Annotated in this window: 15 protein-coding genes and 1 pseudogene; 10 read left to right on the top strand and 6 right to left on the bottom strand. The window is 63.9% G+C overall.

The features are described from left to right. Positions 1 to 499 precede the first annotated feature (499 nt). The 5 genes from ACVPT3_RS13875 to ACVPT3_RS13855 form a co-directional block, all read right to left on the bottom strand. On the bottom strand, positions 500 to 940 hold the full coding sequence (locus tag ACVPT3_RS13875) for an EF-hand domain-containing protein (RefSeq protein ID WP_492041454.1): 441 nt from the start codon (positions 938 to 940) through the stop codon (positions 500 to 502). Positions 941 to 1,231: 291 nt separating this feature from the next. Further along, positions 1,232 to 1,540: an autotransporter domain-containing protein gene (locus ACVPT3_RS13870; RefSeq protein WP_492041453.1), complete on the bottom strand. Its 309-nt coding sequence runs from the start codon at positions 1,538 to 1,540 to the stop codon at positions 1,232 to 1,234. Continuing rightward, positions 1,473 to 2,588 carry an autotransporter outer membrane beta-barrel domain-containing protein gene (locus ACVPT3_RS13865; RefSeq protein WP_492041452.1) on the bottom strand — a complete coding sequence of 372 codons (1,116 nt, stop codon included), beginning with the start codon at positions 2,586 to 2,588 and terminating at the stop codon, positions 1,473 to 1,475. Before ACVPT3_RS13865 ends, ACVPT3_RS13870 begins: the two co-directional genes overlap by 68 nt. Before the next feature lie 208 nt (positions 2,589 to 2,796). Continuing rightward, on the bottom strand, positions 2,797 to 3,411 hold the full coding sequence (locus tag ACVPT3_RS13860; protein WP_492041451.1) for a S41 family peptidase: 615 nt from the start codon (positions 3,409 to 3,411) through the stop codon (positions 2,797 to 2,799). Between the two features lie 85 nt (positions 3,412 to 3,496). After that, entirely contained in the window at positions 3,497 to 4,444 is a 948-nt protein-coding gene (locus ACVPT3_RS13855; protein ID WP_492041450.1) for an NmrA family NAD(P)-binding protein, read from the bottom strand. A gap of 68 nt (positions 4,445 to 4,512) precedes the next feature. Between ACVPT3_RS13855 and ACVPT3_RS13850 the strand changes: the two genes are divergently transcribed. The 7 genes and pseudogenes from ACVPT3_RS13850 to ACVPT3_RS13820 all read left to right on the top strand — a co-directional run bounded on the left by ACVPT3_RS13850 (position 4,513) and on the right by ACVPT3_RS13820 (position 8,560). Further along, positions 4,513 to 5,307, top strand: a complete 795-nt coding sequence (locus tag ACVPT3_RS13850) for an AraC family transcriptional regulator (protein WP_492041449.1) — start codon at positions 4,513 to 4,515, stop codon at positions 5,305 to 5,307. A gap of 243 nt (positions 5,308 to 5,550) precedes the next feature. Then, positions 5,551 to 5,712, top strand: a complete 162-nt coding sequence (locus ACVPT3_RS13845) for a hypothetical protein (protein WP_492041448.1) — start codon at positions 5,551 to 5,553, stop codon at positions 5,710 to 5,712. Further along, positions 5,709 to 5,936 carry a sigma factor-like helix-turn-helix DNA-binding protein gene (locus ACVPT3_RS13840; RefSeq protein WP_492041447.1) on the top strand — a complete coding sequence of 76 codons (228 nt, stop codon included), beginning with the start codon at positions 5,709 to 5,711 and terminating at the stop codon, positions 5,934 to 5,936. Before ACVPT3_RS13845 ends, ACVPT3_RS13840 begins: the two co-directional genes overlap by 4 nt. A gap of 147 nt (positions 5,937 to 6,083) precedes the next feature. Then, a complete protein-coding gene (locus ACVPT3_RS13835; protein ID WP_492041446.1) occupies positions 6,084 to 6,338 on the top strand; it encodes a hypothetical protein in 255 nt (84 codons plus the stop codon). A 51-nt stretch (positions 6,339 to 6,389) separates the two neighbouring features. Next, positions 6,390 to 6,782: pseudogene (locus ACVPT3_RS13830) on the top strand (recombinase family protein); the annotation flags it as partial. 46 nt (positions 6,783 to 6,828) lie between these two features. After that, complete coding sequence (locus ACVPT3_RS13825; RefSeq protein WP_492041445.1) at positions 6,829 to 8,151, top strand: recombinase family protein; 1,323 nt, start codon at positions 6,829 to 6,831, stop codon at positions 8,149 to 8,151. Next, positions 8,036 to 8,560: an SDR family NAD(P)-dependent oxidoreductase gene (locus ACVPT3_RS13820; protein WP_492043830.1), complete on the top strand. Its 525-nt coding sequence runs from the start codon at positions 8,036 to 8,038 to the stop codon at positions 8,558 to 8,560. Before ACVPT3_RS13825 ends, ACVPT3_RS13820 begins: the two co-directional genes overlap by 116 nt. Before the next feature lie 638 nt (positions 8,561 to 9,198). On the opposite strand, the gene ACVPT3_RS13815 is transcribed toward ACVPT3_RS13820, so the two are convergent. Next, on the bottom strand, positions 9,199 to 10,731 hold the full coding sequence (locus ACVPT3_RS13815) for a nitrilase-related carbon-nitrogen hydrolase (RefSeq protein ID WP_492041444.1): 1,533 nt from the start codon (positions 10,729 to 10,731) through the stop codon (positions 9,199 to 9,201). A 275-nt stretch (positions 10,732 to 11,006) separates the two neighbouring features. On the opposite strand from ACVPT3_RS13815, the gene ACVPT3_RS13810 reads away from it, so the two are divergent. The 3 genes from ACVPT3_RS13810 to ACVPT3_RS13800 all read left to right on the top strand — a co-directional run bounded on the left by ACVPT3_RS13810 (position 11,007) and on the right by ACVPT3_RS13800 (position 15,461). After that, the gene (locus ACVPT3_RS13810; RefSeq protein ID WP_492041443.1) at positions 11,007 to 11,531 is read left to right on the top strand and encodes an RNA polymerase sigma factor; all 525 of its coding nucleotides are present in this window, start codon (positions 11,007 to 11,009) and stop codon (positions 11,529 to 11,531) included. Beyond that, positions 11,497 to 12,450 (top strand): FecR family protein, encoded by a 954-nt coding sequence (locus ACVPT3_RS13805; RefSeq protein WP_492041442.1) that lies wholly within the window; start codon positions 11,497 to 11,499, stop codon positions 12,448 to 12,450. The genes ACVPT3_RS13810 and ACVPT3_RS13805 overlap by 35 nt, the downstream gene beginning before the upstream one ends. An 83-nt stretch (positions 12,451 to 12,533) precedes the next feature. Next, a complete protein-coding gene (locus ACVPT3_RS13800; protein ID WP_492041441.1) occupies positions 12,534 to 15,461 on the top strand; it encodes a TonB-dependent receptor in 2,928 nt (975 codons plus the stop codon). Positions 15,462 to 15,468: the final 7 nt, after the last annotated feature.

The following is a 15,468-nucleotide window of genomic DNA, read 5'->3' as shown; positions in this document are numbered from 1 at the left end:
ATCTGAGCCGAAGCGCCTAGGCGCCGTTAATCGCATACTGGCGTCGGCTGAAACGGCGTCTGGGCCGGTCAGAACGACAATGACAACGAATGCGGGAGAAGCTGTCCACGCAACAGTCCCATTCGACGAGCCTAAGCCATCCCCTCGAAATGGCGTAGGGCCATGGCCTGCGGTTGATGGTCAACCTTCGCGGGGGCCGGCGCCGTCCTAAGCGCCGAAACTTGAAATGTCTGCGGTCGGTCAAGGGCCCGCGCGAGCTCCGGCGTGGTTTCCGCGAATGCGGCGCGTCAGTGCTGGCTGAGTGGTTTTTAGAAACCTGCGAGACCTCGGCCATGTGAATCCCCACGGCCGCCCTGAGGAAAGCGAGGGGTCAGCGTCAGTCCTACAGACGATTTCCCTTGCCGCGCCGTCGCGCTCCATCGCCCAGGCGAGCGGTGGAGCGCTGCTTGCGGGGTGAGGCCCCTACCTAAATATAATCCGGATTGGACGACGGCGCGCCTCAGGTCCCAAGCCCAAGACCGCGGGCCAGGTCGGCGATTTCGTCGCGGGCGATGAAGCCGTCGCGGTTGCGGTCGACGCTGGCGAAACGCTCGGCGCCGATGGCGCGGAACTCTGCAGCGTCGATCGCCCTATCGCCGTTGCGATCAATGGCGCGCAGCTTCTGGATCTGTTCCACGCTGGGGCGACGTTGGGCCTGGGACGCGCCCTCGGGGCGCAGGGCGCGCAGTTCCGTCAGGGCCAGGCGTCCGTCGTGGTTGGCGTCCGTCCGGGCGAAGCGGCCTTCGCGCACGGCGTCGAACTCGGCACGCGTCAGACGTCCGTCGCCATCGACGTCGGCCTGTTGGAACAGGGCCTGGCCGGCCTCGGGCCCGGCGGTCTGGGCTGCGGCGCCGCCGGCGGCCAATACCGTAACGAGGGCGGAGATCAGAAAGGTCTTCATGGCAAGTTCCTGTCATTTGAAGGAGGGACCCCGACCGCGCGCATTGGGGGGCGCGGTCGGGGCGACGGGCGAAGGCGGAGGGGGGAGGAGGTCTTCGCCCGAAACGGATCAAGTCGGCCGCGGACGTCTTCAACGGCTGGGGAGGCGCCGAAGGGTCAGGGCAGGTCCTGGTGTCTGCGTCCGGCCTGTTCCGAATGTCGTCATACTGCCTGATCGGATCGGCGTAGGTATGTCGGATCGGTCCTCCTGTGTAACAGCATGTATCGACGCCGAGTTCGGGGCCGAGGGGGGTTAGAAGGCGAAGGTTGCACGAATGAGGAAGCTGTAGCGGACATAGTCCTCGAGCAGTTGGGCGTCGCCGGAAACGGTGAAGGAACTCAGGGCGTTGCCCGTCGTCAGGCCCAAACCCACGACCGGGCCGCCGCCTTGTAGCGGCTCGCCCGTCAAGGCGAAGGAATCGCCGCCGCTGACGTAGCGGGCGTTGGTCTCGTCATAGTCAGCCGAGAAGATCTGTTTCCAACCCAGCTTCAACTCAGGGCGAAGGCTCTGATCTGCGCCGAACCCATAGCCGATCTTCAGCGCGGCCGTTCCGCTGGTCACATGGCCGGTGCGGCCGTCGACTTCTAGGTCGAAGGCCTCGCCCCCCCCCGGACTCTGTGCGCGAAGACTCCGTCAGTCTGAAGAATTCGGCGTAGGCTTCGGGACGGAGCGACAGTCGACCGAAGCGGCGCTCGTAGGCGACGCCGCCGGCGGCCGACAGGGTGTAGCCGTCCCACTCTGCCACGGAGGTGACGTAGACATCGTCGCCGACGAGGCTTCGCGTGCTTTCGAAGGCGGCGTAGCCGACGGCGCCGCGCGCCCATCCGGTCCAGCCTCGCGCCTGGGCGCGCCAGTACAGGCCCAATTCAAACAGGTTGGAGGATAGTTGTTCCTCGGCCTCCGCCTCCGGATCCTTCAACTCGGAAGCGGCGAGGGCGGCGGACACGCCAAGGGCGCCGACACTGGTCATTTTTTCATAGCCGCCGGCGACGCCGAAACCGTCCGCGCGATAGCCGTAGGTGTCCGTCTTGTCCTTGTCCTCGTAGAAGTTGATCTCCTGCACCCAGCCGCTGACCTCGCCGAGCGCGGCGGTGTTGTTGCGGCCCGCCAGGGCCTGGGTCACGGCGTCGATCCCGCTGGCCAGGGACATGAGCGTGCCGCCGGAGTGGTCGGGGAGGGTCTGCTCATAGAGGTTCATGAAGTCCTCCCGGCTGGTCTGGGCGAGAAAGGCGTCCATGACCTCCTCGTCACGGCCGAGGGCGTTGTAGAAGGCGTCATAGCCCGAGGTTTCCACGCCGGAGAGCGCCATCTCAGTGGTCGTCCGAGGCCGCAGGGCCACATCGACTGTGCCCGCCACCTGGTCCGCCGTGTAGCTGGACACGATCATATAGGGCGACCCCCCGCTGAGATCGCCGCCCTGGACGTCGCCGTAGGAGAGCGAGCCGGCGGTTACGAGGCGGAAGGTCTCGCCGTCGGCGTCCACCAGGGAGTCGAGGTGCAGGCTGATAGTGGAGCCGTCGGCGAATGCGGCGGCGCCGGACACGACATAGTCGCCGGCCGTTCCGGCGGCGGGGTCCACCGTGAAGAAGATCTCGCCGTCTTGTCCCACCGTCAGGTTCGTCGCGTTCAGCGTCTCGCCTTGCAGGCCGCGCCGCCGTGGACGAAACCGAGAACTATTCGGTCATGGTGGGCTGGGCGGCCTGATCGAGCCGAATGTCTGCATTCCGGCCGGAGGCCATGGTCGCATATCGACCCGTTGCGGACGTTCGGAGGAACCAGGGAGAGCGTCCGTTAGAGTCTGCCATGCTCAGTTCGGATTAGGGCTTGCAGACGAAATGTTCTCTCGGAACCCCGCCCACGGTCGATAGGCGCTCGGTCGGCAGTTGGAGGACCAGACCGGAGTGCTCTAGGCCCAGATCATAAACGGCACCGAGCAGACCTGCCATTGGACATCCGGAGACGTGGGCGTCGATTGCGTCTAAGCCAATAGCTAGACCCTCGCCCATGCTGCCAGTCCAGCGACCGACCCGCACTTCCACGGGACCGGAATGATGATGGCCAGCGCGGGGGAGAACCTCCTCGATCCATTGGCGGGGGATGCCGGTCCGGCGTTCTTCTGCGATCTGTCGGTGAACCTGATAGGGCTGCGCTTCTGAGACAAACCAGCCCATGATTGCGCGCGCGACAACGGTGTTCCCGCCGCTGGGCGTATCTGTCAGATCCAGGATGACGGTTTCACCGAGATGGGCTTCAGACATCGCGATATCAAAGGCCTGGATGGTGGCGTCGTCGCCCAGAGAGTCGTTGAACGCGATGGTGATCCCGTCGGCGCTGCGACTGACCGATAGCGGCGGCCGGTCATTTCGCGGGGCGGCGTAGAGGTTAGGTAAGTTGAGCGTGCGAACGTCGCCTGCCGCGTTCCGGATTGTCATCACTCTTGGTCGATCCCGCCGTCCCGCCGCGAGCACTCGCGCAGCATACCGGACGGACAGAAATCGCCGCCAAAGCTTCATTCCTTTAGCTCGTACCGAGATCGTCCCGGGCGATCCAATCGAAGAAATGTTCCGCTCCGTGCGGTCGCTGCCTGGTCTCCTTGTCATACTGCGGCTTGAACGAAGTGCGAATGAACTGCTCCATGGTGGTCGGCAGCAATGAGCGACCATCTTGGAAGCGGACCCGGCCATCGTTTAGCGCGTCGACAGTCTGGGTGTCGTCCAGCCATCGCTCCAGAGACCCGAAGCGCTGCAAGAATCCCGACTGAATCTCCGACCGGTTCCTGTCGATGAAACGATAGTCTATTGGGCGGCCGGTTTCCTGACTCATGATGGCGGTGATTTTGGTCATCGAGTAATCCGCACCCAGTTCGTGGACGACGCGGTGCTGGTTGGTCGGACTGAGCAACTGCTTCGCGGCAAAATCGGCTAGGTCGTCTATCGCCACCCACGGCGTTTCGACGTCTGGGTCCAACGACCAGGCGATCCGGCCGTGCTGCGCCACGACGTCGGTCCAGGTGACCAAGTTTTCCATGAACCAGCCGGCCTGCAGATGCACCAAGTCAATATCGGTCAGGCGGTTGAGGATCTGATCGAGCTGGTAGAAGGGCTGGAAGTGGCCGGTGCTTCCGCGCACCTCCGACCCCATCGCGGTCAGGCTCACAGCGAACTTGATCGGAGCTGCGCGGAGCGCATCGAAAAAGCGAAGTGCGACCTCAGAATAATGTCCGTGAATGTTGCTCCAATCCGTTTTGACCATGAGGAATGCCGCATCGACATCACGAAAGAAATCGAGGAGCTCCCCTTCTCCGGTATCAAAGCTGCCGATGAACGGCTCCGCCCCGAGCTCGACCAATGCGTCCAGCGCTGGACCGCCTCGCGACAGCGCCCTGACCTGGTGGCCGGCACCGAGCAGGGCGCGCGTGATTTTCGAACCGATGCGACCGGTCGCACCAACAACAGCAAATTTCATGGGATCCTCCATCGACGTGAAAGAGTCCTACTGGATTGCCACGCGCTTTAATTTCGCGATAATGCCATATGATCGTCAAATTGGGCCAATCCGCTAAGCGCGTACAATCCTGCAGCGATGACGTCGATTCTATCGGGCCTGGCCGATCGGCGAACGCTCTCCACCTCGATTTCACCGACTACACGGCGGAGATGCCGCGGCATCATCATCGGCAAGGCCAACTCATTCTGGCTCTGCACGGGGCTGTCACGTGCACAGCCGCCGATGGCCTTTGGATCGTTCCGCCGACGTGCGCCGTCTGGATTCCGGGTGACGTAGCGCATAGCAATCACCCCACGGCCAACGCCCGTCTGGCGTACCTTTTCGTTGAACCCGACGCAGCCGTCATGCCGCAGACATGCTGCACGCTTGCGATATCGCCGATGGTCCGCGAGATGATCCTGCGCCTGGCAGAGGCGCCTTCCGTCGATGAGCATTTCGACCGCTTGGCACGGGTGCTGCTCGATGAGCTGACCCAGATGCCCGCGAGCGGTCTCAAGCTCCCCACGTCCGACCACCCGAAGATCGCCATGGTAACCGAGTTGCTGGCGGCCGACCCGGCCGATCGGCGCTCACTGCGCGAGTGGGCGACCCTCGTCGCCATGAGCGAACGCTCCTTCAAGCGGCTCATGGCTCAGGAAACGGGGCTCAGTTTCGGGCGGTGGCGGCGCCAGCTTCACCTTCTCGTCGCGCTGCGCGAACTCGCGAGCGGCGCGAGCGTGCAAAATGTGTCGAACATTCTCGGGTATGAATCTCCCACCGCCTTTATCGTCATGTTCAAGAAGGCGATGGGCATGACGCCGGCACGCTATTTCACCACGTGATCTGCCACTTCGATGGTCGCGCCGGGCTCGAACGTCACCCTGCGGCACCCACCGTGCCGTGGCCTGTTTTCAGGCTGCCTCGCAACATTGCCTGAGGCCACGTCGTCAGGGAGCTGACCAGACCTGGAACGACGGCCGGGATGGTTCGCCCTTTCTGACGCGGAGAAGGCGGAGGCGCAGCAGGCCAACGGCTTACAGGAGATCAGCGCGCGACTGCGTGTCGTTCATCGCCGCGTCGGCCGGTTGCTGCGCAAGATGCCGACCGGCCCCAGCCGCGACTATGACGGAGTGCTGGATAATCTGCGGGTGGCGGAGCGGCTGATCGCTCCAGAAGAGAACGCCGTCGTCTACGCCATTCTCTCTCGGGCCGTGCGCGACCTACGAGCCATCGGAGGCGCGTCATGACGCGCCAGGGCCGCCGTGCGGAAACCAGAGAGCGCCAAGCTCTTAAGCGGGCGATCTTCGACCTTCCTCCAGACTTGCGCGACGTATTGCTCCTGCACCGCTTTGCGCGCCTGTCGTACGAGGAGATCGGCCAAAAGTTGGATCTCGAACGGGACGAGGTCGAAGCATACTTCGCGGAAGGCATGTCGTTGATTGTCGATGCGACATGGGCGCCCGAGACCTGAGGTGGTCGCTTCGACAGGTCCGCGCGCCCGTTCGCGCCTATCGCCTGTAGTCCGAGAACGCCTGTCTTTCAGCGCGCTCATGCGAGGCGAGCTTGGTCGCAGGATTGGGCTATTCGGGTGCGGCGCGCTTGGCCCGACTCTGTCGCCATGCCGCGCATCGATCCGACCCGTCCGTCCACAGCCTCCGAACAGCTTGCCGCACTGTTGGGCGAGCCGTGGCCCTTTACGGGCCGTCCGCCCAAACATGATGCTTCATCGTGGCGCGTCATTGACGACTGGCCAGAGGCCGTGCCGGTGACCGACGCAGAAATCATGGTGTGCATGGCGTGGTTCGGCGACGTGTTCGATGACCTGTTCGTCGGGGACGCCCCAGCGGCGCCCTCGCGGGAATTCCGGGAGTGACATTCCAGGCGCGGGCTGATTCCCTGTGGTTCTGATCTTAGGAGACCCGCCATGACCCGCGCCGCTCTCTATCTCCGCGTCTCCACCGTGAGACAGGCGGAACATGCGGTGTCCATCCCGGATCAACAGAAGCAGGGAGAGGCCTGGTGCGAGGGGCGCGGCTACGATCTGGTCGAAACCTTCGTGGAGCCGGGCAACAGCGCCACCAACGACCGGCGCCCAGAGTTCCAACGGATGATTGAAGCCGGGACGGCCAAGCCGCCCGCCTTCGACATCGTCTTGGTGCACAGCTTCTCGCGCTTCTTCCGCGACGCCTTCGAAATGGAGTTCTACGTCAGGAAGCTGGCCCGTAATGGGGTCAAGCTGGTCTCCATCACCCAGGAGTTGGGCGACGATCCGATCCACGACATGATGCGGCGGATCATGGCTTTGTTCGATGAGTATCAGTCCAAGGAGAATGGCAAGCACGTCTCCCGCGCCTTGAAGGAGAATGCGCGTCAGGGGTTCTGGAACGGCGCCCGCCCGCCCGCCCTTCGGCTACCGCATCGTCGCGGCCGAGACGCGGGGGACCAAGGTCAAGAAGGTGCTGGAGATCGATCCGCTCCACGCCGACACCGTGCGGTTGATGTATCGGCTTGCGCTTCAGGGCGACGGCGCCACCGGCCAGATGGGGATCAAGGCCATCGTCTCGTACTTGAACAGCCGTCGCATCTTCACCCGCGACGGCGGGCGCTGGGGGATCGGCCAAGTGCACCGTATCCTGACCCGCCGCACCTACATCGGCGAGCATGAGTTCAATCGTCGGGACAAGGACGGCAATCCGAAGCCTCTCAGCGAGCGGGTCGTGGTGCCCGTCCCGTCGTTGATAGACCCCGACACGTTCGACGCCGTTCAGACCCTCCTCAAATCCCGCAATCCCAAGGTCATGCCTGCACGGGTGGTGTCTGGGCCGACGCTGCTGACGGGCCTGATCCATTGCGGCAAGTGCGGCGGGGCCATGACCATCCGCACCGGCAAGGGCGGGCGTTACCGCTACTACGCATGCTCGACCAAGGCCCGCCAAGGTCCGACCGCCTGCGAGGGCATGGCGGTCCCCATGGAGAAACTCGACGATCTGGTCGCCGAGCATCTGGAGACGCGGCTGCTTCAGCCCAAGAGGCTGGAGGAGGTGCTGGAAGCCGTGCTGGACCGGCGACAGGAGCAGGCCGGGCGGCGGCGCGATCACATCGCCGAACTGAACAAGCGGGCCACGGAGGCCGATCAAAGGCTCAAGCGACTATACGACGCCATAGAGGCGGGCGTGGCCGATTTGGACGATCCAGCGCTGAAGGATCGGCTCGACGGCCTCAAGGCCATTCGGGACCAAGCCAAGGCCGACGCCGAGCGCGCCCAAGGGATGCTGAACAGTTCCGGGCATCAGGCCGTCACGCCGGAGATGCTCAAGCGCTTCGCTCGCACCGCTCGCCAGCGCATGCGCCTGGACGACGGCGGCTATCGCCGCGATCACCTCCGCGCGCTCGCTCAGCGGGTCGAGGTCAATTTAGGCGAGGTTCGTATAATGGGATCGAAGGCCCGGCTGCTTCAGGCCATTACCGCCAACGGCGGCGTGGGAGCAGTGCCCACTCAAGGACTGAAGTGGCGGCGCCTGGTTTCAACATCGCGCGCTGACGGCAGAAGGCATCGAGCGCACCGTGGCGATCAACCACCTCGCCCCTGTCGCGCTGACCCTCGGCCTCAAACGCCTGCTGCTCGCGGCTCCGGCCGCCCGCGTCGTCAACACCGGGTCGTTCGTCTACAGGCAGGCGCGATATGATCTGGATAATCTGCAAGCGGAGAAGCGCTTCTCGACCAACGCCACCTACGCAGCGACCAAGCTCTACAATCTGATGGTCACCCGGGCGCTGGCCAACCGCTGGCTGGATATGGGGATCACCCTCAACTGCTTTAGCCCCGGCTTCGTCGCCACGGAGTTCGGCCGCGGCGAAGGCGGCCTGCTCGAACCCATTTATCGCTTCAACCGGATGTTCGCTATCCCCCCAGAGAAAGGCGCCGCCACCCTCGTCCATCTCGCTGATTCCGCCAAACCGGCAGGCATCAGCGGAGCCTATTTCGAGAAATGCCGCCGCCGTGATGTCCGCGGCCCTGCCGCAGGCTTGGATCGATGCGAGGCGCTGTTGGACTGGAGCGTCCGCTTGACCGGTTTCGACGCCAGAACGGTTTGATCGTTAGTCGGACCTGCCAAGCCTACAGCGATGACGCCTGCAAACCCAGCTAAGCCTCGTGTCCTTGTTTAGCGCCTGGAACTGAGCCGCGCATCTTCCGGCATTTGGACCCTTCGTCGCCATCAGCGAACTTCAATCATGCGGCCGATTGTCCGGCCGCTCCTGGTCCTAGTTCACCATCCGGTGGAGGCGAACAGACATCAGTCTTGTGCTTCTCCCCGCCGTCCCAACCGGAGCGTCTTGGCCCTGCCGGCCACGGCGGAGATTAGAAGCGCAGGGATCGCTTCCAACGCAAGCCATCCCAGGGCAACGACGAACAGGGTTGCCTCGCCTGTATTCACCAGCATCACAGGCGCCTGACCAAAAACCACGATAGGCCCCCCAGCGCCATGATCTCTTGGGGAAGATCCAGCCAAATGTTGCGCCGATCGCCACGGACGCCAGAAACCACGCCAGATAATAGGGAGAGTCTCACGGCTCTCCTGAGGCCAGCGTGACGCTCGCGGCCGCCCAGAAGCCGATTCCGAGAACGGATACCGCGAGAAGGCGAAGAAGATCTTTTTTCATAGATTTTTTGTCCAACAGTCTCATGGTCATGTCAGCCGGTGCCAAACAGCATGGCCTTTGCTCGTCGGCTCTCACGCCAGCAGACTGTGGCGACCCCGGAGTCCCAGAGAAGTCAACAGCAGAAGTCCCCCCACGCAGATCCAAGCGAACACGTCCCCCACGCGCCCATAAACGGTGGGGACACCGCGGATCGGGACGTCGGCCATCATCACATGTTGGCCGCTGGAGAGGGTTTCTTTCATCGCCAGGGTTCTGCCATAGGGGTCGAATGCCGCCGAGACGCCGTTGAAGACCGGGCGTAGCAACGAGTAGCCGTTCTCGATCGCTCTCAGCCGGACCATCCGCATGGTGTGCGCATCGCTCACCTCACGCCAATCCCAGCTCGGCGTCAGCAGGATGTCGGCGTCGAGCCTGGCGAGGGCGGGAAAATCACCGTCGAAGCAGATCAAGGTCGCGAGGCGGCCGTAAGGGGTCGCCACGATGGGCGGCGCGTTCAGGAATGGCGCTACAGGCTCCATCCCCGGGACCGGGTGACGCTTGCGATAGTGCCAGAGTCGGCGTCCATCGGGCCCATAGAGAAAAACTTCGTTACGCTCGAAAGGCACGCCGATCGCCGCGTTGACGTAAACCCCCTCCTCCCGCGCGACCCGACTGATGCGCGACAACAGCGCTCCCTTGTCAGCGGCCGTGGTGGGGGCGGCCGTCTCGGACCAGACAATGATCCTGGCGCCCGCCCGAGCCGCCCGACGCGTATCGTCGAGCAACTGGTCAGCGATACGTCCGTAAAGGGCGCGCATGGCCGGCGACCCTGTTCGTGCGATGACCTCGGGCGACGCCGGCAGGCTTTGGCCCGAAAGCTGATCGCTGGCCGCGATACGCGCGTCACGGTCCGGTGTGATGGCGGCGACCTTCACGGTCGGCGCGTGGCCTGATGGCGGATCAAGCCCTAGTCGCGCCTCGCCGCCGACGAGGATCACACCCAGCGCCGCGACACACGCGATGGCCCAGGTTCGCGCCGACCGAGAGTTCGGCGCCTCCATCAGCCGGTTGGCGATGGTCGCCGTGGAGCCGATCAGAAACGCCACAGCATAGGGACCGGTGATTGAAGCGATCTGCAACAGAGCCAGGGTATCCCCCTGGGTGATCGCGCGCATTCCCACGGCCGTGCCGAGCGGCAGAAAGGTGCCGATCCCAAACTCTCCGACGACGGCTGCGGTGGGGAAAAGAAGGGTTCGCGCGGCCTCCGGCAGCCCCGAACCGAGCACTCTGTCGAGCATGAAAGGCAGCGCATAGGCCGTCCCAACCGTCAGGCCCAGCGCGACAGTCATGATGTTGAACGGAACCGCGCTTGCCACAAGATAAACGCCGATCTGCACCAGACAGACGGCCAGCACGCCAAGCAGAGCAGCGGTTGGTTTGCTGATGCGGCTGAAGCGCAGCAGGCAGACGGGCAATATCCACGCCGCTAGCGAGATGTCCCAGCGGCTGCCGGCCGCGAGAACGGCAGCCCCACATCCCAAGAGCAGCCAGATCAAACCGCGTGAGGCGGGAGCAACCTCGCCGTTCAAGGGGGCTTCGGGAGCCAAAGCCTTGGTCGAGTTCATGATCGCACTCCTGCACTGGCGGTGTCGGAGCAGGCTGATAAACCCTCGACCTGGGTTTACGGTCAAGAGCTCGGATAAGCATTGGTCAGATAGCTTGGCGGCGGGCCTCTCAGCACTCGCGTGCGCTTCTACGCGAAGCTATGCCAATCTCTATTCTGGTTCCTTCGTCACACCAGTTTCATATCGAGCGACCATAGGCCGCTCAGGACGGGATCGACGGCACAGTGGACAGGCAGCATCGACGCGAAATCATCGCCTGGGTGGCCAACCACGTGTTGCCGCACGAGGCCGACGTTCGGACTTGGCTCAGGCGCGCAGGCGTTCAGCCCAGCGATATCGACGACATCGTCCAGCAGTCCTATTGCATCCTCTCCGCCTTGACTTCGGTCAACCATATCGACAACGGACGCGCCTATTTCTTCGCCACCGCTCGTTCGGTCAGGCTGCAGCGATTCCGGCGGGAGCGTGTGGCGCCCCTGCATGTGGTCATAGCATCAATTCCGATCGCCGACGACGCGCCTTCGCCAGAACAGGCGGCGCACGGTCGCAGGCGGCTGGCCCAGGTCCTGCACGCGCTGAATGATCTGCCGTCAGGCTATCGCGAGACCATCACCCTTCGCCGGCTGGACGGGCTGACCCAGAAAGAGACCGCGCGACGGCTTGGAGTCAGCGAAAAGATCGTGGAGAATAACCTTGCTAGAGGCCTGAAGGCCCTGCTGCGCGCCATCGCGGGTTCAGCCGACGCCGAAATTCTTATCCAGGGAGATGACGGTGAACGTCGGCGCGCCACGCGACATTGACGACGAAGCCGCCGCGTGGGCGGTCCGTCTCGACGCGGATCCCCTGGCGACGGACCAGTCGGAGGCGTTTCAGGCGTGGCTAGCGGCCGACCCGCGTCATAGCGGCGCCCTGCTGCGGGCCGAAGCTGGCCTGTCGCTCCTTTCCGCGCCACCAACCCGAACGGCCGCCTCACGAAGACCGACCTCGTCCTGGCGCGGCTGGCGCAGCTGGCGCGGCACGACGATCGGGGCTTCGGTATCGGCCCTGGCCGCTGCTGCGGTGCTGATCGTGGCCCTGCCGCAGCCGGGCGTTTACAAGACCACCGTCGGCGAACAGCGCCGCGTCGCCCTCGAAGACGGCTCGATCGCCCTAGTCAACACCGACAGCCAAATCCGCGTGCGGTTTTCGGCCGGTCAGCGGCGCATCCAGCTGGACGAAGGCGAGGCCTGGTTCCAGGTCGCCCAAAACCCCGACCGTCCCTTCGTCGTCGACGCCGGCGACATCCACGTCCGCGCCACCGGGACTGCGTTCTCAGTTCGCCGACACGGCGATACCGCAGAGGTGGTGGTGACCGAGGGAACCATACGCGCTTGGCACGCCGACGCGACGGCCGAGGCTGTATCGGCCAGGGCGGGGCAAGCCGTCTGGCTGGGTCCCTTGTCTGCCCCGCGTGTCGATGCGAAGGCCGGCGACGCCGCCTTGGCCTGGCGCAAGGGCGAACTTGTGCTGGATGGGACGACCGTCGGTCGTGCCGCCGAGGAGTTGAACCGGTACAATATGCGCAAGATCGTCATCTCTGATCCCGCGATTGCGTCTCACCGCATGGTGGGCCTGTTCCTGATCAACAAACCAGAAGAGTTCGCCCAGGCAGTCTCCCAGGTCACAGGCGCAAAACTGTCCGACAACGGAAAGAATATTGTCATAGAAGCTCAAAACTGAGCGTCACAAAAACTTTCTATTGAAAGCGTGAGGGTTTCTCCTCTTTTCGACATCGTTAAGTCATCACCTCTGGGGGCTTGACCATGTACATCCGCAACCACCTGTTGGCGTGCGCCGCGCCGGCCGCCATCATCGCAATTCTGGCGCCATCGACCGCATCGGCGCAGGCCGCGCGTTTCGATATCGCAGCTCAGCCGGCCGCGACCGGCCTGACGGCGTTCGCTACACAGGCCAACCTGCGGATCCTCGTCTCCGCCGCCCTGACCGAGGGTGTGCGCACACAGGCCGTCAGCGGCGAAATGCAGGCGCGCGAAGCGCTGGAGCGGATGCTGCGTGGCACAGGCCTGAGGATCGCGAGCTGGAACGGGGCCGTTATCACCCTGGATCGGGGGGCCTCGCGCCAGGACCTGGCGGCGACCACCGAGGTCGACGAGGTCATCGTGACCGGCCTGCGCGCCAGCCTTGAAACAGCGCGCGAGATCAAACGCAGGTCCGACGCCATCGTTGACGTTGTCGCCGCCGAAGAAGTCAACCAGTTGCCCGACAACAGCGCGACGGAAGCCCTGGCGCGTCTGCCCGGCGTCCAGGTTTTTCGCAATCGGGGCGAGGGCCAGGCGATCACCGTACGGGGCATCCCCGGCGTCCTCACCACCCTGAACGGACAAGAGGCCTATACGGGCGCCGCCCGCCGCACCCTTCTGAACAGCTATCCTGCCAACCTCATCCGCTCGCTGGAGGTCTATAAGGCCTTGACCCCCGATCTGGTGGAAGGCGGGATCGGCGGTGCGGTCAATGTTCAGTTGCGCGAACCGCTGAGCATGCCGAACACCTTCGCCGGCACTCTGCGGACCAGCTATGATGATCAGGCCGAAAAGACATTCGGCAATGCCGATATCCTGATCAATCGTCGCTGGACCACCGGCATGGGCGAGGTCGGCGTCCTGGGCAATATCTCCTATCTGCGGCGCGACTATTTGGAATCGTTCCGCGAAGGCGGCGCCCCGCTGGCGACGAGCGCGACCCAGGTCGTGACGCCGACGGGCCAGGGGACCGGCCTGCTGTTTCCATCCCGCCTGATCGTCAAACATCCCGAAGGTCGCTACGAGAGACCAGTCGTGACCGGAGAGGTGCAGTGGCGGCCGACCTACAATCTCGGCCTGAAGCTGCGCGCCACCAACATCCACGACCAGAACAACTATTTCGACAACGACTTTACCACCGCCATCGCGGCCAACACCGCCTTGAGCAATGTCGTCCTGGTCCCGGGCACGAACATCATCCGCAGCGCGACCTTCACCGCCACGCCGAACTCGGGGCCCCGGTCATCCGCTACAGACGAGCTTTTGGACACCACCCAGGTCGAGTTCGCGGCCGACTACACGACTGGCGCCACAAGCCTGACGACGAACCTCCTCTACACCACCTCCACGATCGAGACGGACTCTCAACTCTTCCTGCTCGCCTTCAACCGCGCCCCGGTGATCAATGCACAGTTCCAGACTGACAGCCGCTGGGGCGGACTGTCCTATGGCTATGCCACCGCAGACATCACCGATATTAACGCCTTCCACGTACGCGCCTATTCTGACACGGTCAGCCGTCAGGACGGTGAAGGCCTGCAATGGCGCACCGATCTGGACCATGCTTTCGCTGATGGTCTAATCCGGTCGTTTAAGACCGGTTTTCGCTACACCAATCGCAGCGCGGAGTTCCAGTACGGCACCCGTCTGGCGGACCTGAACGCCCGCAACTTGCCGATGTCGGCCTTCCCGGGGGGCGATAGCCCATCGATCATCAACGCCGGCTTCGGGGGCGACGATGTCGATATCCCGAGCCGCTGGGTCGGCTACGACGGCGCCCTTCTAGGAGACAGGACCAATCGTGCAGCACTCAACGCCTATGTGGCCAGTCTGGGGCAGCCGCTGTTCGCCTCCGAACGCCCGGCGTTCGATCCGGTCCGCACCTTCACCGGAGATGAGACCACTTTCGCCGGCTACGGCCAGTTCAAGTACGGCTTCGCCTTGGGTGGTGTGGAGGTCGGCGGCATCGTGGGCGCGCGGGTGGTCAAGACCGAATTGGAGATCGACGGCAACCGGGCCCGCACCAGCCGAACGCCCGCCGGGACCGTGGTCACCTACGAGCCCCTGCATTCCCGGCAATCTTATACGGAGATCAATCCGGCGGTCACGGCCGTCGCGCGTCTGACGCCGGGCCTGCAACTTCGCCTAGCTTGGACCGAGACCTTCAATCGCCCGGACTTCGCCCAGTTGAATCCTGGCATGAACCTAGTCGAGGTGACTACCGCCACGGGCGCCTATGCCGGCACAGCGACGGCGGGAAATCCGGATCTGCAGCCGGTCAAATCGCGAAACTGGGACGCGTCACTGGAGTGGTATTTCGGTCGCGGCGGCTCCGCAAGCTTCGCCCTATTCCAGCGCGACATCGACGGCTACATCGTCAACACCGTGGTTCCGGAACAGATCGAGGGTGCGGGCGGGACTGTCAACGTAACCCGCCCCGTCAACGCAGGCGAAGGGACCATCAGGGGCGTCGAACTGAACGCCAGCACCTTCTTCGACTTCGCGCCGGGGATTTGGCGCAACTTCGGCGCCTTCGCCAGCTACACCTATATCGATTCCGAACAGGTGCTGCCGGCGACCCCGGCCAATGCAGCCTTCACAGGCCCCCTGCCCTCGATCTCGGAGAACAGTTTTAACGTCGGTGGTTTCTATGACGACGGCAAGCTGCGGGCTCGTGTCGCCTATGGATACCGCGACGACTTCACGTTCATCTACAACCTGGCCAATCCCGCCAACGACCTGAAATGGTATCCGATCACCCGTCTGGACGCTCAGGTGACCTACCGCGTGACGCGGAACGTGGCGGTCACACTGGAGGGCGCCAACCTTCTGGCAGAACCGCAGCGTGCCTACTGGGGCACTCGGGCGGTAACCGATCGGGTGTATTTCGAAGGGCGTGTCTTCTCCGCCGCCCTGCGCTTCAAATACTGAGGTTGAC

The sequence above is a fragment of the Brevundimonas sp. FV1ps31S genome, assembly GCF_058681265.1.
This window is presented reverse-complemented; position numbering and strand designations above follow the sequence as displayed.

Coding starts and splice junctions, on each gene's coding strand:
- ACVPT3_RS13835 (WP_492041446.1), top strand. CDS start 6,084: ATGCCGCGCATCGATCCGACCCGTCCGTCCACAGCCTCCGAACAGCTT.
- ACVPT3_RS13860 (WP_492041451.1), bottom strand. CDS start 3,411: ATGACAATCCGGAACGCGGCAGGCGACGTTCGCACGCTCAACTTACCT.
- ACVPT3_RS13815 (WP_492041444.1), bottom strand. CDS start 10,731: ATGAACTCGACCAAGGCTTTGGCTCCCGAAGCCCCCTTGAACGGCGAG.
- ACVPT3_RS13825 (WP_492041445.1), top strand. CDS start 6,829: ATGCGCGTCAGGGGTTCTGGAACGGCGCCCGCCCGCCCGCCCTTCGGC.
- ACVPT3_RS13850 (WP_492041449.1), top strand. CDS start 4,513: ATGATCGTCAAATTGGGCCAATCCGCTAAGCGCGTACAATCCTGCAGC.
- ACVPT3_RS13800 (WP_492041441.1), top strand. CDS start 12,534: ATGTACATCCGCAACCACCTGTTGGCGTGCGCCGCGCCGGCCGCCATC.
- ACVPT3_RS13875 (WP_492041454.1), bottom strand. CDS start 940: ATGAAGACCTTTCTGATCTCCGCCCTCGTTACGGTATTGGCCGCCGGC.
- ACVPT3_RS13805 (WP_492041442.1), top strand. CDS start 11,497: ATGACGGTGAACGTCGGCGCGCCACGCGACATTGACGACGAAGCCGCC.
- ACVPT3_RS13855 (WP_492041450.1), bottom strand. CDS start 4,444: ATGAAATTTGCTGTTGTTGGTGCGACCGGTCGCATCGGTTCGAAAATC.
- ACVPT3_RS13840 (WP_492041447.1), top strand. CDS start 5,709: ATGACGCGCCAGGGCCGCCGTGCGGAAACCAGAGAGCGCCAAGCTCTT.